Here is a 24,579-nt window from a genome sequence, read left to right on the forward strand (position 1 = left end):
TTCAAACAAAGGTATTCAAAGAAACTGCTATACCTACTCACCTTCACCACTGTCACATAACAATTATTCACTTGATAAAACCAGCAATTACACGCAGCACAGGTCAAACATATACTACAATATACAAATTTGTATTTCGGGCAAAATGATATAACTTTACTGCGGGTATATAGCCTTAAATCTTCGGATGGCATGCCTCTGGCAGCAACCAATCAGTAACCTCGGAAGATCGTAACATGTGTAATAACAGAACAACGCATCCTACAACCAACAAACTGTATTTCTTCCACCGTCTATAACTATCCTGATTTGCTGTCATGCAGAACCCTTTTGACATACTAAGAACTAACTAAAATGAACGGTATAAAAAATACTTTGTCACCACTCATTGGTATCGGCACTGATGGCGTGACTGACGAAGAACTTAAAAGCAAAATAACCCTCGTCAATACCCTCAGCCTGGTACTCAGCTTCCTTGTACTTACTGTCGGAACTATATTTTATCTTCTATCTGGTCAGTTATCCATCTTAATTCCTGCTGTTGCAGAATTTATTCTGACACTGGTTCCACTATACTTTAATGCGCATAGAAAGTACCTGACAGCTGCCATTATAGCCTTCCTGGTACAAAGCGCTGCCTCTGTATACTTTGGTGTATTGCTGAGCAACGTAATCGATCTGCAGGCAATGGTCATCTTCCTCATATCCCTTATATATCTGCTCTTCAAGGAAAGCAACCTGAGAAAACTGGCGCTGATCTTTTCTATCTGCATACTGCTGTTCCTTGAAACCATCTATCATTACCAGCTGATAGCCCCGTTACCACTTCAGCAAGACATTGCCTTTGTGTTCCGGCTGCTGGCTGTAGCCGGTGTATTAATACTGATCATCATGGTAAGCAGGCCTTATGTACATAGTAATGATGTGAATGAACAGCTGAAAAGAAGTAACAACTTCAAAAAAGTTTTCGTGTACCAAGTGACACATGAACTGCGTACGCCTTTGAATGCAATCTATGGCGTAGCGCAGCTGTTGAAAAGGGAGATTAAACTAGACCGCAACCTGAAAAACATTGAACCGCTGGTAGATCAACTGATGCATGCCACCAACAATACCCGCAACATTGTCAACAATGTACTGGATATGGCGCAGATCGAATCTGGTGTTACGGAAACATATGCCAGCGAAGCATTTGAAGTGAAACCTTTCTTCGAAAAATTGCTGGAAGTAAACAAAGTACTGGCCAAAACAAGAAATATAAAACTGGAAATGGCTATCGGGAATATGCCGGGAATAATTATGACCGACCCGCTGAAGCTAAACCAGATTGTTACCAACCTGCTGGCCAATGCCATCAAGTATGGCAACAAAAATTCGACTGCCCTCCTCTCCGTAAGCGCCAGCGGCCTATTCTGGACCATACAGGTTACCAGCCAGGGGGCACATATCCCTGGCCCCAAACTGAAAAACATCTTCGATCCTTTCACTGCTGATAAAAGTAAGTACACCGAGGGCACCGGTCTCGGGCTGTATATTGTAAAGAACAAAGTCAGCTCTATGAACGGACATATTGTTGTATCCAGCACGCCGGTTGGCATCACTACGTTTACGATTACCCTGCCTTTACTGGAAGGTAAGGCGGAAGACCTGCATACAGAAGGATTTGAAGAAACTTATATCAAGGACCTCAGCGATATTCATGTACTGGTAGCGGAAGACAACGAGATGAGCGCCATGCTTATTTCACGCATGTTAAAACAGATCGGATGCACTATAACACTTACCGGCAACGGCCTGGAAGTACTCGGGGAAAGCCGCAGGCAATTACCAGACCTGATCATTATGGATTATCATATGGATATAATGGATGGCCGGGAAACACTTATGCACCTGAAAAATGACCCTGCCCTTAAAAATATCCCTGTAATAATCGCCACCGGGGATGCATTCCGGGAATCCAGGGAACTATTGATGGATGCGGGCGCCAGCGCTTTTATAGAAAAACCCATTGAATATAATTCATTGATTAAACTTATGCACAAACATCTGCATACTATCAGTGGCGAGTTACAGGAATAACAGGTATTACAGCACCGGTGCTGTAACCGGCGACAATTGTGTTTCTTTCCAGATAGAGTTCACACGTTTATATCTCTTCGTGAACACCTGCCACATCCAGCTGGCCTGTACACACCTTTCCAGCCCGCCGATATGGGCATCGAGCTTATCTACCATTTCAGAATCCGCAGGAAGCTGCTGATACCCTCTTGTTCTCACCTGGTTCACCAGTTCAGAAAATTCCACCAGCAAATCACGGACTATATTGGCCGACTGACGGATCACCTCTTTCAGGGAGAGATTTGAATCATTTAAGGCAATAATCATCAGTAAATTGGAATCAGAACTGTTATCAATCACCTCCTTCTCAAATGAGAATAAGTCATTCATCAGACATCCGATGGCAGCCGTTACATATTGCAGCCGCTTCATATCCTGCGTGATACCGGCCCTGTCCATCCAGTCCCAGTCAAGGAACTGGCCATCGCTGTATTCTATCAGCTGTATAGTATGATGCATGCCCGAAATATGTCCGCGCATTTCCACATATTCCTCTATAGAAGGGGTATATCCCAGGGAATCTGTATTACAATCCAGATGTGTCACCTCAATGTGATAGTTATACATTTTCAGGAACGCATCAAACCATTTTGCCGGCGCTGTCTCCGACATCTCTCGCATCATCTCTGCGTTGGCCCGCTCAATATTATGTGCCTGCGGAACCGTATGGAAAGGCGTCTCCAATGCTGCAATCCGTTTCCTGATCACATTGGCAGCCCGTTGCTCCCCTTTACTCAGGTGCGCAAATACTTCCCTGCCCATCACATCATTAAGGTAAAAATCCACCGCACAGTTCTTCAGGATCGTCACCATCCTGTACAAATTGGCAGTAGGGAACAGGTAAATAGCACAGGTAATATAGTGCTCAGCATTAGCCAGCCATATATCATACTGTTCCCCGAACTCCTGCGCAAATCGTTTTAACTGACGCGAATAGGGATGTGGTCTGAACGACTGACAAAACTCCTCCAGCTGGAATTGCTCATGATTAAAGAGCTCCTGAAGAGACATACCGGTACTTCCTTCGTACATCATTGTGCTGTACTCTTTCTTAATTTGCTGCATTCTGGCATAAGCAGCCATTTGAACATTCTGTTTCATAAATGTTGTTTTTTGATGAGAATTGATAAGAAATAAAAAAGGTATTTGGTATTCACATACAAAAGGGCCATAGGTGCCCATAATAATGACAGGATGAAAGACCGGCGCAGACCAGATATGTTGTTTTTAACAAATTTATACTTTTAATATACGAAAGCCCGCTATCATTCAGTTGCAGCAAGGGGGTATTAACCCCGGCACTATTTTTCTATATTTGTTCCCCGGAATGCAAAACAGAATCATATGACCCGTATCGCTATTATCCGCCATGGCACAACTTCCTGGAACAAAGCAGGCCGCATGCAAGGCAACTCAGACATCCCGCTGGACGAAGAAGGCATGGAACAAGCCCGCAGACTCAGTATCCGCCTCGCAGAAGAAAAATGGGACCTCCTTTATTCCAGTCACCTGATACGGGCTAAACAAACCGCCACTTTCATCGCTGAAACTACAGGGCTCAACGGCCCCCTGCTCGACGAAAGATTGGGAGAAGCTGGCGGCGGGCTCCTGGAAGGTACTACAGAGGAAGAACGTATTGTAAAATGGGGAAAAGACTGGCGACAGCTGGACCTCGGCATGGAATCCAACCAACAGGTAGTTACGCGGGGGATGTCATTCATAAAAGAACTGACCAGCGGGCATCCTGGCAAACACATAGTGCTGGTAAGCCATGGCAGCTTTATCCGTCAGCTTGTTGCCCATCTGGTGCCGGATCTTTCTATCCCTCCTGCCATGAAAAACACGTCCGTTACCACCCTCCTGTATCACAATAACAACTGGGCTTGTGAAATATTCAACTGTGTTGATCACCTGGAATAGGGAATATTTATTTATCTATTTTTTTATGCAGCTATTTTATTTCCCAGGCCATGCTCTTCGAAACAAAATAGCTGCATAAAAAAATAGATAAATATATTTGTCTGGTATGAAAATATTATTGGTAGAAGATGAACCTGCTGTAGTATCTGTTATCCTCCGTGGACTTTCGGAAGCCGGCTACGAAGTAAGCGTAGCGCTGGACGGCGCCAGCGGTCTGCAGATGGCCCTGGATAACCCTTCCTTCCGGCTCATTATCCTCGATGTGATGCTGCCAGGTATGAATGGCATTGAAGTATGCCGCTCCCTGCGTAAAGCACAGGTGGCCACGCCTATTCTCATGCTCACCGCCCTGGGCACCACAGAAAATATCGTGATGGGACTCGACAGCGGGGCTGACGACTATCTCGTAAAACCCTTCAAATTGCAGGAGCTGGAAGCCCGCATCCGCAGCTTGTTACGCCGAAAAGGCAACACGGCCGATACGCCTGTATCCCCTGCCCTTCCGCTCTCACGACTCCGGCTGGCCGACCTGGAACTGGATACTGATACCAAGTCCGCCAGCCGCCAGGGAAAAAACATACAGCTCACCGCCACCGAGTACCGGTTGCTGGAATACCTGCTCAAAAATCCGCGAAAGGTATTGTCGCGGATGGAAATACTGGAACAGGTTTGGGGTATCGATTTCAATATGAATACCAAAGTGGTAGACGTCTATATAAACTATCTCCGTAAAAAAATAAACCGGCATAACCAGCCAGAGCTGATACAAACCATAGTCGGACTGGGTTATATGCTGAAAGAAAACAATCAGGATGAAGATACGCACTAAGATATTACTGCTGTTTGCCGGTCTTACCATCTCTACAATCCTTGTGATGAGTGCACTGGTCTACTATTTCGCCAATCAGCACTCCTTCGAGGATTTCTACAAACGGCTGGAAATACGCGCCTATCTTACGGCTAAAGCTACACTCCCCTATTATGAATCTGATTCTGTTATCTACAATGAAATCAGGGAAGAGCACCTGGAAAAATTGCCTGCTGAAAAGGAATATTTCCTACCAGTACAACCGGACGGCACAGTGAGCAGGAACGTTTCCCTCACACTGCCAGACCAGTTCTACAACCAGGTGAAACTCGAGGGCAAAGCTACCTGGCGCGACCACGACCGCTTCTATGAAGGCGTATTATACAAGAGCAAACAAGGGCTCTATATCGTGATCGTATCAGCCATCAATCAATACAGGGCCGAATACCTCGAATGGCTGCGCAAAATACTCCTGATATGCTCCCTCGTATCCGGTATTATACTCATCGCTGCCGGCGTTTTCTTCTCCAGATACATTCTCAAGCCCATCCGCCATATGATGTTGCAGGTGAAAAGTATCAGCTCCCGCAACTTACACCTACGCCTGAACGTAGAACACAGCAACGACGAAATCAATGAACTGGCGCTGACATTCAACAATATGCTGGACAGACTGGAAACAGCCTTTGAAACACAGAACAACTTCGTGAGCAATGCCTCCCATGAACTCAGTACGCCGCTCACAGCCATCATCGGTGAAGCGGAGCTGGCGCTGAACAAAACCCGTACGCCCGAAAATTACGTATATTCGTTACAGAATATACTCCATGAGGCAGGGCGGCTGGAGCATATCACACAAAGCTTGCTGCACCTCGCACAAACCGGCTTCGATGGCAAAAAACAGGAGTGGGAACAAATCCGCAGCGACGAACTGCTGTTTGCCGTAAAACGTACGGTAGACAAAATCCACCCAGGCAATCATGTGGAGATCGATTACAGCCTTTTTCCCGAAGAAGAAGAAAAACTGGCTATCCCCGGCAATGCCCAGCTGCTGGAACTCGCGCTTAGCAACATCGTTATGAATGCCATCAAGTATTCCAATAACCAACCCGTATCCATGGCACTGGCGGCCACCGACAAGAAAAATATCATCATCGTAAAAGACAATGGCATTGGCATCCCGCCATCAGACCTTCCTTACATCTTCTCCCCCTTTTTCCGTGCTTCCAATACCGGTCATTTCAAAGGCTATGGTATCGGCCTGCCACTGGCGATGAATATCATCCGCATGCACAAGGGAGACATCATCGTAAACAGCGAAGTAAACCACGGAACCGAGATCAGGATTGAACTCCCACGGTAGCCCCCGTTTTTCTTACCAAATTCTTACCACATTCTTACAACCTTTTAATGCCTCTCTTACTGGTTACTTACTGCACACAAATAATTTTGTTGTCAAAAAGTACCAGATATGAAAAATATACTCATTCCTACTGACTTTTCGATACGCTCGCTGGGTTATGTACACAGCGTGATTGCCATGCACCCGCATGAACAGGTGAATATTATTTTCATGCATGCGCTGGAAATGCCTGACTCATTATTTGATCTCATTACATTCACACGCAACAGCAGACATATAGACCTGATCACCGCCGACTTCAAAGACGGTTACGAGATCATTCGCAATAAATATTCCTCTGCCATTAAACAGCTGAAAGTGGAATTCTTCCATGGCAACACCCGCATGGCTTTCCGCAACTTCCTGCTGGCCCAGAACATCGATGTGATCATGCTACCCGAAGATCATGACTATAATGCTCCCTCAGCGAGAAGTTACAATCCGGAGAAATTAATCCGGAAATGCAAATACCCGTTTGTAAATATACAGTTGCTGAAAAGCAGACCAATGGCCGAAAAGGCCACTATCTCAGCGTTACTGCTGGCCACAGAATAAAACGATGATACCATGTTACTAAAGAAGAATATTCCCTTAAAGTATGTATTTGGTAAAATTAAGCTTGAGCTGATGATGATCGCCATCTATACGCTGATCATCAACCTGCTCTACTACAAATATAATTTTACAAACCTGGTGATCCCGCTGGCGGTGCCGATGGTGCTCGGCACGGTGCTCTCTGTGCTGCTTGCCTTTCGCTCCAATCAGGCGTATGACCGCTGGTGGGAAGCCAGGACAATCTGGGGTGCTATTGTAAATGATTCACGCTCGCTGTCGCGGCAGGTGCTAAGTTTGATGGATGCAACGTATCAGTCGGAAGAACTGCAGCATTTCCAGGAGCGTTTTGTAAAGCGGCAGGCAGCCTGGTGCTACAGCCTCGGCCAATCGCTACGACGTACGGATCCGCTCAAAGGTCTTGACAGATTACTGACAAAACGTGAGCTGAATTATGTGATGAGATATGATAACGTACCGGCTGCTCTGTTGCTTTTACATGGAAAGGACCTGAAATTCGCGCTGGAACAAGGCTGGATCAACCCGTACCAACAAATGGTGATGGATGAAACGATCTCCCGCCTGTGCGATAGCATGGGTAAATGCGAACGCATCAAGAACACCGTTTTTCCCGCAACCTACAGCTTATACACTCATTTCACCATGCTCTTCTTTATCATGCTGTTGCCGTTCTCTCTGATCAATATTTTTGGTTTTATGGAGATACCGGTAGTGATGGCGATTGCATCATCATTCCTGCTGATAGAGAAGATGGGGGTCAACTTACAGGATCCGTTTGAAAACAAACCAACGGATACACCGGTAACCACCATTGCCCGAACTATTGAACGGGATCTGCGCCAGATGCTGCATGAGCAATTCACACTTGAAGCAGAAGGAGATCAGAATAGACAATATTATGTACTGTAGCACAGCACTTATGTATCGTCAACGCATTTGTGTTTAAGGCGCCCGGTTTATGGCGTAATTTATAGCGTTAGCCGAACAACCCCGGTATTCACCGGGGTTTATTTTTTTCCCTTGCTTTTGTGATTGAAATCACGACGCCCTTTTTTCCATCCTTCTACATTTGTGAGAAATAATCCTCACACAAATGTTTAGTACACCATCAGATTACACGTACACCACAAACGGAACAGGCGAACCTGTACTCCTCCTCCACGGCCTTTTTGGCGGACTTAGTAACTGGACGGCATTCATCAACAGATTCAGCGCATCGTATCAGACTATTGTACCTTCCTTGCCCATTCAGAACTACAACGGCGATCATGCTATCGAATTTCTACTGGACTACCTGGAAGGATTCATCTCCACCTTACAACTCCGCAACCTGATCATAATAGGCAATTCCCTCGGCGGGCATCTCGCCATACGCTATGCCGTAAAACACCCGGATAATATGCGGACACTGGTTCTCACCGGCAGTTCCGGCCTGTTTGAAAACACCATGGGAGGCAGCTATCCCAAACGCGGCAGCTACGAATACATCCGCGAAAGGGTAGAATACACCTTCCATGACCCGGCCACAGCCTCCCGCGAACTGGTAGACGAAGTTTACAAAATCACCAGCGACAGCCGCAAATGCATCGGTATTATCAAGATGGCCAAGTCCGCACAACGGGATAATGTATCGCCCCTGCTGAGCAACCTGCGCACGCCCACCCTTTTAATATGGGGCTGCAATGACCGGGTGACGCCGCCGCATGTAGCAGACGACTTCCACCGAATGATACCTGATTCTACCCTTCACTGGATCGATGAATGCGGCCACGCTCCCATGATGGAAAAACCAACCGTCTTCAACGATATTGTAAATAATTATCTTACTAAATGATCTTAACATCCAGGAATTTTTAATGCGGAGATCCGCAAATTTTTCTAATAAAAACTATGCCATCATCGCCACATTAGAAATTCCTGCCCTCCCTGAATTCATCAATTCAAAAATATTTTCGTAGTCTTATAAGGTAAACTTACAAGTTTTTCTTCATAAAATACAGAATATGATAACAGCAATTGACAAAAACACGGCACTGGTATTGGTAGACCTTCAGCAGTGCATTGTGACAATGAGCACCGCACACCCCATGAATCCGGTAATTGCTAATGCCGTCCGGCTCCTACAGGTATTCCGTGAAGAGCAGCTGCCCGCGGTGATCGTTAATACCAATCCTATCGGTACGCCCGCCAGTATGTACGGGCCGAACAAAAACAGGACAACCCTTTCATCAATATAAAAATACTCGCGCAACAGCCGGCATTATTGGTAGTCTATATCTGCACGATGATCACCAGCTATGTAATGTACCTGATGCTATTCTCGCTGCCGCAATGGCTGGAAAACGTAAAACACATCCCACCCGCCCAAACCGGACTATTGCTCTTCCCCATGTCGTTGGCCTCTGCATCCGCAGCATTAATTGTATCCGGCAGGGAAAGTCTTTTACTGAAAAATCTGCTCGCCCTGATCAGCATAACAGCCGCCTGCATCGCCATCTTTTTCCTCCATGAACAAACACCTTTTGTACTGGTTATCAGCATCACGATGCTGATGGGGCTTGCCACCGGAATCAATCCCATCGCCAACCAGGCGTCCTTGTATGCTACTGCCCCGCAAGGACAGACAGGATTGTCTTTTGGACTATACCGGACGTTTGGTTATCTCGGTGCTATCATTTCCGGCTCACAGATGAAAACAACTTTTCGTACAGGCGTAACTGATAATAATTTTCATACCATGACAATTTTCGCAGGCGCCTGCTGTATACTACTAGTGGTACTTACACTGAGAAAAACAGCCTTCAGCCGCTAGTGCCAAAAATCGAATACTAAAAAAACCTATTTTAGTACTCATTGATAAATAACCATCATGCACACAAACGAACCTATTCAGCCGGAAGTAACCCTCCGACGCATTACTGTAGACAATGTAGAAGAAATCTGTGACCTCAGTCGTACCCTAAGCCCAGAGCAACGTGGGCTGGTGGCCGATAATGGCGAATCCATCGCAGTGGCCCATTATTCGGAGGACGCCTGGTTCCGCGCTATTTATGCTGATGATATACCTGTCGGGTTTATTATGTTGCATACAGGCCCCGACTGGAGCGATGGAATAGATTTTCCGGGGATGTTTTTATGGAGACTGATGATCGCCGGTCCTTACCAGGGGAAAGGCTATGGCCGCAAAGCTATAGGGCAAGTACTCCGCAACCTGGCAGTACGTGGTGTATGTGAGCTCTATACCAGTTGTGGCGAAGACCCCGGTAGTCCGATGCCTTTCTATCTACAGCTAGGCTTCATACCCACCGGCGAATTTTATGACGATGAAGCAGAGCTTCGCCTTGAATTCACCGCCGAAACAGCGCGGGCATTATTGCAATAATCCGCAGAATATTCCTCCATCGGCAGAAGCACCGCTGCCGCCAACAGTCGGGGAATACCCGTGGGCGTTAGTTATCGTAACTATGTGCTGGCAGCTTTCAGACAATCAGAATAAGACTGTTAGCTCTCAGTTGCTGAACAACTGAAAGCTAACAGCAGTAGCTAATTACCATACATATGCCGCATAGCCCTGTAATCGCTTGCTGACGGGGCAACACGCTGAACGTTGAAGGTGGAGCTGTCTTTCTTCATCATTGTAGGTTTGCTGCCGTCAATGGCAAAGTAATAAGAACCATACATCATAACAGAGCCAAAATCGAGCGTATCCACTTCAAAGCCTTTGCTCGTATCATAGCCACTATAAATGTCATAGTTATGCTCATAGCCCGCCTGGATGTTATCAAAATCAATGATCACATAATCATCTCTGTCTTTACGGGTATGCTCATGGAACAGGCCCAGTGCGTGACCCAGCTCATGCGCATATCTCCCCACTTCCTGTGAGCGCGCGATATTTACATACTGTAATCTGCCGGTGTAACCTAAGGTAGCAGAGTTACCGGAAGAATTACGGATAAGCACATACGCAGTTTCCTTTGTCTTCCTTACGCGGAAACGTACCGGTGTGCTGTCTGACCACATTTTCATGGCTTTGGCCACGTCATTTTTCTGCTGGGTGTTCAGGGTACTGTCCAACTGATACACCAGTGTGTCGCTGGGCCAGTGACGAGAGGCTTCGCTGAAACCGGTACCTTCGGTTTTTGCAGGTGTTGTACTGACAAACTCCTGCGGAAGAAGGATATCACTTTGGAATACAGATTCCCCATTAATCAACGAATACGTGATAGAACGGCCGTTGAAATATCCCTTTGCGAGTTGTCCGGTTTGTCCGGGGAATGCCTCTTCAGGCCGGTCAGCAGCAGTTTTCAATGCAGATGTAGGTTGAACCTTATTACCTCCATTGTCTTTCTGGCAGGCATACATCAGGAAACCAGCGATAGTGAGTGCAGTAAGTTGCTTTACTACAGATTTGCTTTTCATAGTTTGATTTATTTGGTTGAAACAATAAACAACTGAACTGTTCGCTCAAAAACAGTCACATAAAAAATCATGAACAATTAAACCGGGTTCGACAACAAAACAATTACCGGTAACAAATGCAATGTTTACAAGACAGATACTTCAGTGCTCTAACAATATTCCACATAGATAACAAAAAACTTTGGGAATCACAAGCATTACTTTTTCACATCCATATAAACGACTATCCCCCTCCTGCTGAAAGACCAGCAGAACGGGGATGACTACTAATGTTATATATTGCTTTAATACTGGACCTTCACCGCAATATCCTTCCAGTCGGCAATCACCTGCTGATAATGCTCGCTCTTCTGCTGCAGACTATCGATGCTGGATTGTGTGAACGGAAGCCTGAATGGCGGACTATCCATTCTGCTCACCTCCACAATCACATCTGCTACTTTGGTAGGATCGCCACCTTGCTTACCATTCATATTCCGGCTTCTCTCCCTGATATTACCAACGACAGGTTCATAATCTTTGATCTCCTCCGCAGCAAAGGTCACAGATCTACCGAAGAAGTCGGTACGCAACGGTCCCGGCTCCGCCAGCGTTACTTTGATACCGAAACCTGCCACCTCTTGTGCAAGCGCTTCGCTCAGTCCTTCCATCGCAAATTTACCGGCCGCATACAACCCATTACCAGTACCGGCTGCAATACCCACACGGGAAGAGATCTGGATGATATGGCCATGCTGTTGTCTGCGCATTACCGGTAATATCGATTTGATTAGTCTCCACACTGCAATAAAATTTACATCCAGCTGATGACGTACTTCTGCTTCGCTGGCTTCTTCAATAAGCTCGAAAAGCCCATAGCCGGCGTTATTCACCAACACGTCAATTCTTCCGGCAACCCGCAGACTATCTTCCACCAATGCAGGTATATCTTCCGTATGTGCAAGGTCTATCACCAACGCTTTACCACGATCGGGGAATTCCTGTTCAAACTGTTGTTTATCTGCCTCCTTTCTTACGGTGCCAATGACAATATCTCCCGCCTGATAAATACTCTTTGCCAGTTCTTTTCCTAATCACCCGGACACTCCTGTTACCAGCCATACCTTCTGTTGATCTTTCATAATATTAATTATTGAATGATTGCTCAAAAAATTATCAAAAAAATTTTCTATCGTAAACTATCGGTTAAAAGAGACGCCAACTGCTGCTGCATTTTCTTGTCTTTAAACAAGAGCTGCATCTGCCAGAAACCCGCAAAAGAAGAGATGATGAAGAATGCCAGCATGCGGGGATCTTTATCACGGCTAATCTCATTCTTCTCCTGCGCCAGCTTCAGCAAGTCTTCCAGTAACTCCGCCAGCTCAACAGTCTGCTTCTTCAGCAGGTTGTGCGCTTTCCTGTCTGTCCCTGCCAGTTCATATGTAGATCTTACCACCATGCAGGCCTTGTCCTCAATAAAGGAACGCGAGATCGCTTTCTGGATAATGACCTTGACCGCATTGAACGGCGTTTGACACCTCGCCGCCGCAGCCCTGTAATCCGCCAGCGTCTGACTGCTATACATTTTCAACCCTTCCATAAACAGGGTATGCTTATCTCCGAATGTGCCGTAGATACTTCCCGGGTTCAGTTGCATGGTATCCACCAAATCCTGCATAGACGTACCATGATAGCCTTTCTCCCAGAACAGGTCTTTTGCCTTTGCAAGCTTCTCCGTTAAATCAAACTCTTTCTTACGTGCCATAACAGGGCGAAGATACAATTATTGAATAATCGTTCAACAATAATTTTTATTAGTGGAGTAGTCCATTTTTAACAGTCAACTATTCGAAGAATATCCATACCCTATAATGTCATATCACGATTTTTAGTAAAAAATGTCATTTAAACGGAAAAGGGTTATATATTAGCTATATTGAAAGGCCAATCCCCTTTTGAGGAATAAGTACTACGGATATATGGACTATATAGAAATACAGGGATATAAATCTATCAGGCAAGCAAAGGTTTTTCTACAACCTATCAATATTCTGATCGGCGCCAATGGCTCCGGTAAAAGCAATTTTATTTCATTCTTTGAGTTTCTCAATAACTTATACGAAAGAAAATTAACTGAATATGTGGCACTGAGAGGTGGGGAAGAAAAGATGTTGCATAAAGGTAGTGCAAACACACAGGAAATATACTTCAGAACGGAGTTTGAAAATGGGTTGAATGGTTATTCCGCCACTATTCAGAAAGGTGACACTGGATTTATTTTCACTCAAGAATTCCTCCTCTATGATGGAAATCCTGGGAGAGATATATCCAATTACGCGACAGAATCTAGAATTAAAACAACAGACAACTTCCGCGCAAAGTACGTCATTAAATACCTAAATAGTTTCAGGAAATATCATTTCCATGAAACCGGCAGAAATTCTCCCTTTAATCAAATGAGTCATGTTGACAACGATAGCTATTTTTTGTATGAAAAAGGGGAAAACCTTGCTGCATTTTTATATGCAATTCAACAGGCATCCCCACTGGTATATAACCGAATAGTCAATACTATTCAAAGTATCGCCCCTTTCTTCTCGGATTTTTATTTTCAGCCTAACAGTGAAGGCTATATCCGGTTACAATGGCAGGATAAATATAGCTCAGTTATATATGGGGTAACCGACCTGTCTGATGGTACAATAAGATTTATCGCACTTACTACCCTATTTCTCCAACCCCAATTACCATCCAGTATTATAATTGACGAACCAGAATTGGGACTGCATCCTTTTGCCATTTCCAAATTGGCAGGGATGATACAAAGTGCTGCGGCCAGAGGTTCTCAGATTATTGCTGCTACCCAATCTTCAGATCTTGTAAATCATTTTCAGGCAGAAGACATTATCACTGTTGATCAAAAGAACGGCGAGAGTGTATTTAATCGCCTTAACAGCCAAGATCTCTCGGTCTGGCTTGATGAATATAGCATTGGTGACTTATGGCAAAGAAATATTATTCAGGGAGGACAACCGAATTAACAGCACCATATGAAGCGAATTATCATAATCTGTGAAGGCCCTACAGAAGTAGAATTCTGTAAGGATATATTATACAAATATCTCCTTTCAAAAAACATTTTGATCCAGACACCACTTGTAAAAAAATCAGGAGGTGGCATTGTACCGTGGTCATCTTTCAAAAGACAAGTCGAAAACCATCTGCAACAGGATGGGAATGCTATTGTAACCACATTAATTGATTACTATGGAATTCAGGACAAATTCAATTTCCCTCGCTGGCAGGAATCCAAAACAATAGCTGATAAACCCCAAAGAATGGATTTTCTGGAAAGTGCAATGAAGCTCGCAATAAATGAGGACATATGTTATCGTTTTCTCCCCTATATCCAACTGCATGAGTTTGAAGGGCTCCTGTTCAACAATATAAATGTCTTTACCAATAATATTCCGGCAGATGACCTAATAAACATAGTCGAGCTTGAACAAATTCTAGATCAACATCCTAATCCAGAACTAATCAATGATACACCAAACAACGCTCCATCTTATCGGTTACAAAGGCTAATCAAAGGGTACAATAAGATAGTATATGGCGCTATACTAGCTGAAGGAATTGGTCTGTCTGGAATCAGGCAAAAATGTCCAAGGTTTAATAACTGGCTAACACTCCTGGAATCTCTATAACCCAGGGGGCTCTAGTATATCGGTAGTATCTTAATGTAAGAAGGAGAGCGACAGTGCGGGCACCGTGCTCTCCTCTTTTTAGGGGTTATTCAAACTCATATGCTTTCCAGTGCAGCATTCGCCGCCTGCAATACAAATTTCTCCAACATAATATCGGCTGTTTGCAACGCTCCTTCTACCCATCCCTGAGCATCAGAATATGCTTCCCCGCAAATGAAGAGCGGACAATCCGGCAATGGATGTACAATCTTGTCACGCACCTCCCAGCTCTTCACACCGATATTCCAGCTGTTCCATCCACCGCCATAAGGATCTTCTCCCCAGTCACGGAACGCAGCGGCTTTTACTTCCGGCGTAGTGGCTATATTATGCATCTGACTCAATTGCCGTGACAACTCTTCTACCATGCGTTTTGGTGCGGCGTATTGTCCCCATTCCTGATTCAGTCCATTTGCTGAAAGGCCAGCCGCTCCATCCAGCTCATCATCAGCGCCGCGGAAAACATCTATAAGCGTCAAAAGCTTTGCCCTCCCTAGTTTCCAGGCGAGGCCACGTTGTGGTCTTAATCCATCCCAGAAGCCGGTGTTGTTGCCATCATCGTAACTGGCCAGCAACATCGCTTTACCTTCTGTTACCGGCTTTCCGTCATCCTTAGGCCAGTAGTAAGTTTGTCTTACGGGAATATCTGTAACAGAGCGACCTTCCTGCAAAGGAACCGGGTCTTTGGTTTTGCTGATGTTTCTCCACCAGGGTGAATCATAAGTGGTGAACAGTTTAAACAAAGGTCTGCCCGTAACACTTGCAATCAGTGAATGTATCTCCTGCAGTTTCGGACTGTACGGAGTCAGCAGATCAAGTGATCTGCGCGGCATCGCCAGGATCAGCTCCTTAGCAGTTATCACCTCATTATCGAACTTCAGTTCAAAATGCCCGTCTTTCCATTCAAAGCTCCTCAGCTTGGCATTAAGACTGATAATACCACCGAGCGATTCAAACAATTTACCCAGTGTAATAGGCACTTGCTGGAAACCATTGGTGAATCCTTTATACTCCGGCGAAATACCAAAATCAGACAGGAACCAGGGGATTGCGTCAGCCGCATTCCAATTAACAAGCGTTGAATCATAGCCACCAGCATCGAGACTGAACTGATAACCTTCACTGCTTATCACTTTATACAAAATGTTCCAGAAGCCCCATTGATATAATGGTACACCTTCGAATGTTGCCTTCTTCACCATTTCACGCCGCTTTTCATCAGGTGCCTCAGTAATACCAGGAACGATTTTCTCAATAGCATCTACGATAATTGTACCAGGTCCTTTACCATATTCATCTTTGGAAAACTTGTAAGGCACCTTGGCGGGATCCAGGGTAAAGTCCGCCAGACGGAGATATATACCGCGGAGATAAGCGATATTCTGCGGCTCATCCACAGGAAAATCAAAAAGCTCAATCTGCTCCTCAGGAGGCAGTTTCTTATTCAGTACAGGAATCAGTTTTGTAATAAGCGGTTGTACATTTTCAAGGATACGCATTCCCCCCAGTTCTGCTACCATATTATCAATGGCAGGAGGCCGCACGGAAAGCAACCTGCCGCCGATATGGTCAGAGCCTTCAAAAAGCCGGATACTCTTTGTATCTCCATATTTTTCTTTCAGTTTCCAGCCACTGTATACACCAGAAACACCGCCACCAATGATAGCTATATCAATATTATTCATTGCCATAATTGTTCTTTTTAAAAGTGAATAATTGGGGTAGATTAATAAGTAAGTCCTGATCAGAAAATAGCCGGCATGTTGACAGGCAGATGTCCTGCACCATTACCATTGGTTAAACCGGCAGGTTCTTTAAATGCCACTTCTACACCGTTGCTGTGGAAGATGTCCAGCACGGGCTGTTGCAGATAATGCCTGCTTATCACACCATCTGTTGCTTGCTGAGCTTTGCCTGCTGGCGGCGCCGGCGTATCCTGTGCCACGCGCATATCCAGGATGTAGGATGTTTTGTTGCTGAGTACATGGTCCACAGCTTTTTCCACAGCATCCTTCACATCTGCCGGTGTTTTCACCTGCTCTCCGGTTTGCCCGCCGAATGCCTTGGCCAGGCTGACATAGTCAATTACCGGGCTTTCCAGCCGCAGATAAGAAGGATCCATTGTTTTGGGATGCCATTGATAGCCAGCCGCAGAACCATAAGCAGCAACTACCTGTTGCAATCCTACCTGCAACGTATGATATTCCTGATTGTTGGTGATGATATAAAGGATTGGCAGCTGTTCATGCGCAGCTGTCCACCATGTTTGCGGATAGAATAAAGCAGAGCCATCTCCAACAGCATTGATCACCAGTTGTGGCGTGATGCCCTGGGATGTCTGCGTCTCCAGCTTTATACCCAGTGATGCTGGCATAGACCAACCCAGAGATCCTCCTGCTACACAGTAATAGCTGATTGGTTTTGCGCCACCTGCCCCCAGTGGAAGGTAATATTGGAAAGGCGCACCATCGGAAACGGCCTCGTGTACATACACATATTTATTTACAAGCCCGCGTTCTTCGATTGCTTCTTTCAACGCCCGGGCAATTACAACACTCCAGATCTTCTCCTGTTCCAGTGCAGTATGAAAGTATGCCTCCCACTTGGCAGCACGTGCGTCATTCATTTCCATCATCAGCTTATTCCTTTCGGCAGCTCCCGGTGGCGGGCTTTGCTTGACATACTGGTTCAGAACTGGCAGTGTGGTTTTGATATCGCCAAAGATGGCTGCTTCACCATAATAGTTTTTCGCGATGTCCCATGTATTGTTGGTGAGATAGATCTGCTTCAGGCTTTCCGGGAACAGCGGCCCATCAGAGTACTTGAATACAGCCAGTTGTGCCTGTGCGCCGAATCCGATGAGGAATGCCAGATCATGCTTCTTGAACACATCCTGGATAGCCGCTTGTGAACCAGGCAACTCTCCCTGCCAGTGATAATCACTGTTCGGAAAATTAGCTACGCTGCTGAAGGTTTGTAATACCACCGGGGCCCCAATCAATTCAGCCAGTTCCTGTAGCTCCGGCCATGCATCTGCATAACCAGCTGCATCACCCACAACGATCACGGGGCTCTTGCTTTCAGCCAGCAACTGTGCTGATTGCCTGATGGTAACATCATCACCCAGGAAATGAGGAGAAATACGCGTAACGCCTTTCACTTTGTCAGTGTCTTTAATAGCTACCATGGTAAAGTCCCAGGGAATAGAAATAAAGACAGGACCGTTAGGTGGTGCCATCGCTTCTTTAAAAGCACGTTGTAGCACCAATGGTATTTCAGAAGGAGTGCGTACCTCATGCGCCCATTTGGTATACTGACGTGCCAGGTCCACCAGGTTGGAAGCAAGTAAAGGCTCTTGCGTTACCAGCTCATTCTGTTGCTGACAACAAATAATTACCAAAGGCATTTCAGGACGGTAAGCATTGAAGAGATTACCAATGCTATGTGCAATACCCGGAGTAACATGCACTACCAGCACTCCTGGTTTGCCGGTCATACGGGCTGATCCCATTGCCGCACCGATAGCAATATTTTCATGAAGGCATTCAATGTATTTTACGCCGTTGGCCTCATAACTTGTACCGTCGATAATAGGGATTTCATTAGTGCCTGGTACACCAAATATATAATGTATACCCAGGTCTTTCAGAATATCGAACACATAATCACGTGTCCAACGATTGACATTTGAGGGAATGTTTGCCATAAATAAATGCGATTGGGAGTTATAAAATAGGTACACACAGGAATTGCTGACAGTGATCGTCAACAAGGACATTACAGGAGTTTCAATTCAACCATCACAGGATACGGACGTATCAGATTGTCCTCTATAAAACCTTGGAAATCGCGCCTCCTTCGCTATTGGTTGCTTTATACAATATTATCATTTCCGGGAAAATTTCTCAATCAGTAATCGCGGACCATTAGACTATGACAAGCCATGACACGTTGCAATCGAATACTACAAGTCTATTAATGATTATTTTTAAAATGGTTATTTATCCTAACTATAAAGAGGACTCTAAGTTAATTATCATTTCCTTAACCACCTAATAATTTTCACTTTAAGATAAAGTACAATTCGTAATGAATATAAGGGTATTTTCCCCGGTATCTGAATCTTATACCTCCGGGAAAACATAACGGTTACAGGCATACGGCTCCATGAACAAATTGGATTTTCTTCCGGTCAGATGCCAATATAAACAAAGACAATCCTGTCTTCAGACTGCCCGCTTACAATCTTCAACACTATATTTTATATTGCATTTTTTATATCTTTGACGAGAGAGTAATTCCCGTGATGGATTTTTATATTGTCAACCAATGCTAAGAAAGAAAGACGGTTTTGAAGGCCAACGGGCTATTGTATTGCCGAAGGCTATACTAACCAAACATTGCAGCAGCAATCCGCTGATAGCCGGCGCATACATTACAGACATCGGCTATTATCCTAAAGCCCGCTATCACTATCGGGAAAGGATCCATGGCAGCGCACAGCACATCCTTATCTATGTACTCGAGGGGGAGGGTGAAGTACAGATCAAAAAAGACAAATACCAGTTACAACGGGGTAACTTCATTATCATCCCTGCTGACACCTACCACAAATATGCCGCCGACGAGCAATCACCCTGGACAATATACTGGGTACACTTTACTGGCAGCACCACGCATGCATTCCTGGAACTCCTGCTCTCCCAAAACAACAGCTACAAAGGCCATGTAGACTTCCGGGAAAGCCGCATACAGCTATTTGAAAATATGTATACCAGCCTGGAAATGGGCTACAGCATCGATAACCTTTGTCAGGCTAACATGTGCCTGCCTTATTTCCTTACGTCCTATGTCTTCCACGAGAACTATAACCGTGCTGCTGGTCATGAGAAGCAGATCGATGCTATCAATATCTCCATCAATTACATGCGGGACCATATAGATGAAATGACAACACTACAGCAGATCGCCCGGGCAGTGAACTTATCCGTTTCGCACTTCTCTTTTCTCTTCAGAAAGAAAACAGGGTTCTCGCCCATAGAATACCTGACGCATCTCAAAGTACAGAAAGCCTGTCAATACCTGTTGTTCACCAATCTCCGCATCAAAGAGATAGCGCATAAGCTGGGCGTGGAAGATCAGTACTATTTCTCGAGGATGTTCACTAAAGTAATGGGTATGTCGCCTGCTGCCTACCGCTCCAGGAAGATCAGCTGAGACAGGATTCAGGGAAGTTTGTCCAGTAACACAATGCCATGCTTGATAGCATAGGTAACCAATCCTACCCTTGTTTTAACGTTTAGCTTTTCAAACAGGCTGTCGCGGTAACCATCAATCGTTCTTGCACTGAGGCACATCTTATCTGCAATTTCTTTGTAAGTCATTTCAGTACAGGCAAGCTTGAGGAAGGTAATTTCACGGTCATTGAGGTGACTGATCTGCCGGGAAGCATTATCATCCCTGTCGCTTTCATTGATAGAATGGATCAGCTTCCCGGTAACCATTTCAGAGTAATAATATCCTTTGCCGGCAATGGAACCCAGTGCGGCCCGTAACTCCGACGGCTCACAATCTTTCAGGATATATCCCTTTGCACCGGCCTTAAACATCCTGATAATAGCCTGTTCATTATCATACATCGATAGGGCCAGCACTTTTACCGATGGATGATGTTCCTTCAACCAGATACAGGTTTCGTATCCATCCATTTCCGGCATATTAATATCCAGCAATACAATATCCGGTAATCGCGCTTCGTCCAGCTGCCGGATGAAGTCTTTACCATTACTGGCTTCAAATAACATCGTGTAACTGTCGAAGCTCACAATAAGGTTTGCAAGCCCATTGCGCAGCAATACATGATCATCTACCAGTACAATATTGATTTTGGTGCTCATAGGTCGATGTTTTTAGAAGTGGGATCGGGATAAACAATCTTAATTACAGTACCATGCGGAATATTTGCTTCCACGAAGAAAGAAGCATTTATCAACGTACAACGCTTACGCATATTCCGGAGCCCCATTCCATGCTTCGCGCTGCCTTTTTCCCGGTTCTCATCGAAACCATGCCCATCATCTGCGATCGCCAACAGACATCCATCGGCAGTACGTTCCAGGGTAACGTCAATTGCTGTGGCGCGGGCATGTCTGATAACATTGTTCAACGCTTCCTGGAAAATCCGGAACAGAATCAGTTCCCTGGTTGTATCCACAACAGGGAAGGGCCCATGTACAGAAAAACAGACTGTATACACGCCTGTTCTTTTTACCACTTCCAGTTCGTGCTCAATCGCGGCGCTAAGACCCTTCTCTGCGATCATATCGGTATCCAGGCTGGCGGAAAGGTCTCTCAGATCCCGTATCACTTTTCCTAACAGCTTCTTGGAGTCGGTAATCTTCGCTTCCAGTACCAGTGGCTCTTCTATACTCATCGTACTGATATTCAGTTTTACGAGGCTCAGCACCTGTCCGATGTTGTCATGGATTTCCTGTGAAATATTCTTCTGCGTCTGCTCCTTTATTTCCAGTTGAGAGCGAAGTAGCTCCTGCTCAAAAGCAGTCCTGAGCTGTACCTTTTCTTGTATGTGCATAGCCTTTCTGTGCCTGTGTATCATCCAGAAAGTGATGATAAAACAGATCATCAGCAGAAACAGCAACGTAGCCATAACTATACTCAGAATAATATCGTTATTCATAATCAGTAGTCGGGTTCTTCCTGCTGCCTTCCTCATGATCCATCAATATTCCAATCGTAAACAGCAGATACATGGTGATGTTGAAAATACTCTGGATGATCCATATATTGGCGATAACAGCATCAGGATGCAGCCTGATATAGCGCCATAAAGAAAAAACAAGCATCGTGCAGGGAGCATATAGTATTAATCCAGTGAGATACCAGAAGAAAGGAGTACGGATATTAATCCCGCCTTCATCCACTTCGTATTGTTCCAGGATCACGAGCAGTGCCCAACCTGTATAAATAAGATCGTTGATGCTTACCGCCTCATTAATAAAACGGGAAGATATTCCATACCAGGCAGTCAGCATAAAGTAAGACATACAGGAAAAAACAGCGGTTACAATAAAGATCCTTCTGCGGTTACGTTGCACTATTCTTTTACTGAACAAGCTGTATAACAATACAACCTCCAGGGGCGTATAAAGATTATAGGTAACATTTAACAGGGCGCCTGAATCGATATAAGCCCTGAGTAACTGCGGGATGGCAGCCAGGGCTACCACCCCCACTATAATTCTGGAATCTGCATTCAGCATCCTGAAGTACCGGCACCCTGTGAGCAGTGGCATCACCACGCACCAGATAGATAGGGTACTTAATGCTTCCTGCAATTGCATAAGGTAATAGACGATTTTGGGGTACAGTGCTCGTCTAAGCAATTTACGAAAGTAGTTTGACAAATTCGAAAGTGAGCTGATTACCTTCTACTTTACCTACAACAGAAGAAGGCGGGTGTTCAAGACCCACTTCATTCTCCTTATTCTTCGCCATCAATATAATTCTGCCATCTTTGTCCTGATTTTTCGTTTCAGGTGCCTCACAAGGGATAATCATCACTGTCGGATCACCTTCTTTAAAAGGTTTCTCTTTCTTTAAGTGCGCTCCAAGAATAATCATTACATACTTCGCGCCATTAATAATTTCCAAAAGGTCACTCGTCTCAAAGAGATATCCATTACTTTTATTCTGGTAATAAGCGCAGACTTGATCAACCTTTGTGGCATCGGTAAACGCCTTGAGCACAAGTTCCATCTTACCAGTAATTTCCTCTCTCTTCTCGAGAGTTTTCTGCGCTTCAGTAGCAGAAATCTTCTTACTACGCAATACTTCTAGAAAGTTCATAGAGGTTAATTTTTAAAATGAACAATATTTGATGTGAATATGAATTTAAACATTCTATGAACCAGTCGTCAGGTGTCAACCGGTCACCCCGATACAACAGGAAAATAACGGTACCCGTCAAACACAATGGAGGCAAGGGGTACAAGAATGATCCACAATAGGTCTGTACCGTTAAAATATCCTGAAATACCGTGAAAACACGGTATGCTATTCTTTCCGCTCCATCCTTAATCAGTGAAATTGAACAAAGTAATGGGAACTAAATTGTATAGGAGCTTTATTTGATGACAACAAGGGACGCCCCGTTCACCATCCGTCTCAAGTTACTGCCATAACCAGAAGAGGGTTTATAGTATGGTTAATGGTATACAATAAACCCTTTACCGTGAATGCATTGAAACTTTTGCTGGCAATGAGTATCTGCTTATCGGATACCCATTGCCTCTCCACATTAGAAATGCGCTCCTGCATTACCATCGCAGTAATTACCCTGATTTTTACCTGTCACATTACCCCATTAATCATATGAGACTATCTATTTGTATCACCGCAGTTATACTCTCATACTTTACAGCTACCGCGCAGCATACGCTTCCAGCTCAGAGCAATGTCATTATTACAGATGAGGAATTCGATGATAACAGCAGGAACTGGTCCCTGGTCAACCATGAAAATATCGTTTTCACAAAAATAGAAAACGGTCAGTTTATCATGGATGCCACCAAGTACGCCAAATTCTGGGCAATACATTATAATATAGAAGACTGGTTTCAACAAAAACCGGACGGCATGGAACTGAAGGTGAAAATTATAGCTGCAGCAAACAGTATGATAGGGATCATGTGGAATGCGGAAAAAAATAAGGCAGGAGGCTTTAATGAATACAGTTTCCTCATCAACCAAAATGGGGCCTTTTCAATCCAGCAAAAGGTTGATGAGGATATGATAATCATTAAAGACTGGACGGCTTGTCCCGATATTAAGCCACAAGACTACAATATGCTGCGCATCACTCAGGATACAAAGGGGAAACACCGGTTTTATATTAACGGGCACGAGGTGTTCAATGTTAGCTTACCGGCTACAAATTTCTACAATATCGGTTACTATTGTAATAAAAACACAGCCCTTTCCATCGACTATCTGAAATTCACTGTCAGCACAAGTACAGATAACAGCCAGCAGCTACCAGAACCCAAAGCTCTCTCCTTCATGTATCCGGGACGGGCAAACAGCACACTCCTGACAACTGCAAATCTGGATATAAAATTTTCATCGATGAAACGAGGCGTGGCAGATTACATGGTGTACGGCGTCAGTAGTCAGGGCATAGATTTCAGCGTGCTCTATAACAAATTCACACCCGACGAAATAAATACCATAAAGAAAAGTACCAAAGACGCGGTGAGCATCCTCAAACAGCAGAATGGGCAAATACCCCGCATTCCATTTAACAGTCCTTTGATCGCCATGTCGTTCTTCTCCCGCAGCGTTGACCAGGGACTAATAAAATACGAGTCGAACGAGCAACACTGGGGGAATTATACAGCCGATTTTATGTTCAGGCAATATGATATTGTAAAAGATGACCGCGGAAATACCATCAATCAAAAAACCATGTTCGGATATTGCGTGATTGATGAGGACCTGTGGGTCAGCATCCGATTGCGCAAAGATCACTGCACCACCGCCGATGCGGCGGTGATGCACCAGATATTGGATAATTTCAGGAAAAAGAAATAATC

The 24,579-nt window shown here is 44.8% G+C and carries 24 protein-coding genes; 14 read left to right on the forward strand and 10 right to left on the reverse strand.

Features of this window, described 5'->3' with window-relative positions; genetic code table 11:
* The first annotated feature begins 354 nt into the window (after positions 1-354).
* A complete protein-coding gene (locus tag VM802_RS20240; protein WP_325533921.1) occupies positions 355-2,079 on the forward strand; it encodes an ATP-binding response regulator in 1,725 nt (574 codons plus the stop codon).
* Positions 2,080-2,085: 6 nt separating this feature from the next.
* On the opposite strand, the gene VM802_RS20245 is transcribed toward VM802_RS20240, so the two are convergent.
* The gene (locus VM802_RS20245; protein ID WP_325533923.1) at positions 2,086-3,219 is read right to left on the reverse strand and encodes a terpene synthase family protein; all 1,134 of its coding nucleotides are present in this window, start codon (positions 3,217-3,219) and stop codon (positions 2,086-2,088) included.
* Between the two features lie 243 nt (positions 3,220-3,462).
* Between VM802_RS20245 and VM802_RS20250 the strand changes: the two genes are divergently transcribed.
* The 9 genes from VM802_RS20250 to VM802_RS20290 all read left to right on the forward strand — a co-directional run bounded on the left by VM802_RS20250 (position 3,463) and on the right by VM802_RS20290 (position 10,203).
* On the forward strand, positions 3,463-4,038 hold the full coding sequence (locus VM802_RS20250) for a histidine phosphatase family protein (protein ID WP_325533925.1): 576 nt from the start codon (positions 3,463-3,465) through the stop codon (positions 4,036-4,038).
* Between the two features lie 106 nt (positions 4,039-4,144).
* Complete coding sequence (locus tag VM802_RS20255) at positions 4,145-4,867, forward strand: response regulator transcription factor (RefSeq protein WP_325533927.1); 723 nt, start codon at positions 4,145-4,147, stop codon at positions 4,865-4,867.
* Positions 4,851-6,209 carry a sensor histidine kinase gene (locus VM802_RS20260; protein ID WP_325533929.1) on the forward strand — a complete coding sequence of 453 codons (1,359 nt, stop codon included), beginning with the start codon at positions 4,851-4,853 and terminating at the stop codon, positions 6,207-6,209. Before VM802_RS20255 ends, VM802_RS20260 begins: the two co-directional genes overlap by 17 nt.
* Before the next feature lie 108 nt (positions 6,210-6,317).
* Positions 6,318-6,803, forward strand: a complete 486-nt coding sequence (locus VM802_RS20265; protein WP_325533931.1) for a hypothetical protein — start codon at positions 6,318-6,320, stop codon at positions 6,801-6,803.
* 12 nt (positions 6,804-6,815) lie between these two features.
* A complete protein-coding gene (locus VM802_RS20270; RefSeq protein ID WP_325533933.1) occupies positions 6,816-7,730 on the forward strand; it encodes a bestrophin family protein in 915 nt (304 codons plus the stop codon).
* 184 nt (positions 7,731-7,914) lie between these two features.
* Entirely contained in the window at positions 7,915-8,655 is a 741-nt protein-coding gene (locus VM802_RS20275) for an alpha/beta fold hydrolase (protein ID WP_325533935.1), read from the forward strand.
* A 169-nt stretch (positions 8,656-8,824) separates the two neighbouring features.
* Entirely contained in the window at positions 8,825-9,058 is a 234-nt protein-coding gene (locus tag VM802_RS20280; RefSeq protein WP_325533937.1) for a cysteine hydrolase family protein, read from the forward strand.
* Positions 9,059-9,060: 2 nt separating this feature from the next.
* Positions 9,061-9,633: an MFS transporter gene (locus VM802_RS20285; protein ID WP_325533986.1), complete on the forward strand. Its 573-nt coding sequence runs from the start codon at positions 9,061-9,063 to the stop codon at positions 9,631-9,633.
* A gap of 57 nt (positions 9,634-9,690) precedes the next feature.
* Positions 9,691-10,203: a GNAT family N-acetyltransferase gene (locus VM802_RS20290; RefSeq protein ID WP_325533939.1), complete on the forward strand. Its 513-nt coding sequence runs from the start codon at positions 9,691-9,693 to the stop codon at positions 10,201-10,203.
* 161 nt (positions 10,204-10,364) lie between these two features.
* On the opposite strand, the gene VM802_RS20295 is transcribed toward VM802_RS20290, so the two are convergent.
* The 3 genes from VM802_RS20295 to VM802_RS20305 form a co-directional block, all read right to left on the reverse strand.
* Positions 10,365-11,243 carry a M12 family metallopeptidase gene (locus tag VM802_RS20295; protein WP_325533941.1) on the reverse strand — a complete coding sequence of 293 codons (879 nt, stop codon included), beginning with the start codon at positions 11,241-11,243 and terminating at the stop codon, positions 10,365-10,367.
* 284 nt (positions 11,244-11,527) lie between these two features.
* Positions 11,528-12,304 carry an SDR family NAD(P)-dependent oxidoreductase gene (locus tag VM802_RS20300; protein ID WP_325533988.1) on the reverse strand — a complete coding sequence of 259 codons (777 nt, stop codon included), beginning with the start codon at positions 12,302-12,304 and terminating at the stop codon, positions 11,528-11,530.
* A 107-nt stretch (positions 12,305-12,411) separates the two neighbouring features.
* The gene (locus VM802_RS20305) at positions 12,412-12,987 is read right to left on the reverse strand and encodes a TetR/AcrR family transcriptional regulator (RefSeq protein ID WP_325533943.1); all 576 of its coding nucleotides are present in this window, start codon (positions 12,985-12,987) and stop codon (positions 12,412-12,414) included.
* A gap of 214 nt (positions 12,988-13,201) precedes the next feature.
* Here VM802_RS20305 and VM802_RS20310 point away from each other — a divergent pair, with 214 nt between their 5' ends.
* The gene (locus VM802_RS20310; protein WP_325533945.1) at positions 13,202-14,263 is read left to right on the forward strand and encodes an AAA family ATPase; all 1,062 of its coding nucleotides are present in this window, start codon (positions 13,202-13,204) and stop codon (positions 14,261-14,263) included.
* Between the two features lie 9 nt (positions 14,264-14,272).
* The gene (locus VM802_RS20315) at positions 14,273-14,929 is read left to right on the forward strand and encodes a DUF4276 family protein (protein ID WP_325533947.1); all 657 of its coding nucleotides are present in this window, start codon (positions 14,273-14,275) and stop codon (positions 14,927-14,929) included.
* A gap of 95 nt (positions 14,930-15,024) precedes the next feature.
* Here the strand turns inward: VM802_RS20315 and VM802_RS20320 are convergent, their stop codons facing one another.
* Together VM802_RS20320 and VM802_RS20325 are read right to left on the reverse strand one after the other, a co-directional pair.
* On the reverse strand, positions 15,025-16,659 hold the full coding sequence (locus VM802_RS20320; RefSeq protein ID WP_325533949.1) for a flavin monoamine oxidase family protein: 1,635 nt from the start codon (positions 16,657-16,659) through the stop codon (positions 15,025-15,027).
* Between the two features lie 53 nt (positions 16,660-16,712).
* Positions 16,713-18,674, reverse strand: a complete 1,962-nt coding sequence (locus VM802_RS20325) for a thiamine pyrophosphate-binding protein (RefSeq protein ID WP_325533951.1) — start codon at positions 18,672-18,674, stop codon at positions 16,713-16,715.
* A 623-nt stretch (positions 18,675-19,297) separates the two neighbouring features.
* Here VM802_RS20325 and VM802_RS20330 point away from each other — a divergent pair.
* Entirely contained in the window at positions 19,298-20,185 is an 888-nt protein-coding gene (locus VM802_RS20330) for an AraC family transcriptional regulator (protein ID WP_325533953.1), read from the forward strand.
* Between the two features lie 8 nt (positions 20,186-20,193).
* Here the strand turns inward: VM802_RS20330 and VM802_RS20335 are convergent, their stop codons facing one another.
* The 4 genes from VM802_RS20335 to VM802_RS20350 are packed head-to-tail and all read right to left on the reverse strand — an operon-like array spanning position 20,194 to position 22,834.
* On the reverse strand, positions 20,194-20,865 hold the full coding sequence (locus VM802_RS20335) for a response regulator transcription factor (protein WP_325533955.1): 672 nt from the start codon (positions 20,863-20,865) through the stop codon (positions 20,194-20,196).
* Positions 20,862-21,665, reverse strand: coding sequence for a sensor histidine kinase (locus VM802_RS20340; protein ID WP_325533957.1), 804 nt, complete (start codon positions 21,663-21,665; stop codon positions 20,862-20,864). The genes VM802_RS20335 and VM802_RS20340 overlap by 4 nt, the downstream gene beginning before the upstream one ends.
* Complete coding sequence (locus VM802_RS20345; RefSeq protein WP_325533959.1) at positions 21,658-22,329, reverse strand: hypothetical protein; 672 nt, start codon at positions 22,327-22,329, stop codon at positions 21,658-21,660. The genes VM802_RS20340 and VM802_RS20345 overlap by 8 nt, the downstream gene beginning before the upstream one ends.
* Positions 22,330-22,372: 43 nt before the next feature.
* Positions 22,373-22,834, reverse strand: a complete 462-nt coding sequence (locus tag VM802_RS20350) for a hypothetical protein (protein WP_325533961.1) — start codon at positions 22,832-22,834, stop codon at positions 22,373-22,375.
* A 525-nt stretch (positions 22,835-23,359) separates the two neighbouring features.
* On the opposite strand from VM802_RS20350, the gene VM802_RS20355 reads away from it, so the two are divergent.
* Complete coding sequence (locus VM802_RS20355) at positions 23,360-24,577, forward strand: hypothetical protein (RefSeq protein WP_325533963.1); 1,218 nt, start codon at positions 23,360-23,362, stop codon at positions 24,575-24,577.
* Positions 24,578-24,579: the final 2 nt, after the last annotated feature.

Origin of the sequence: Chitinophaga sp. (assembly GCF_035538455.1) — a bacterium.
GTDB lineage: Bacteria > Bacteroidota > Bacteroidia > Chitinophagales > Chitinophagaceae > Chitinophaga.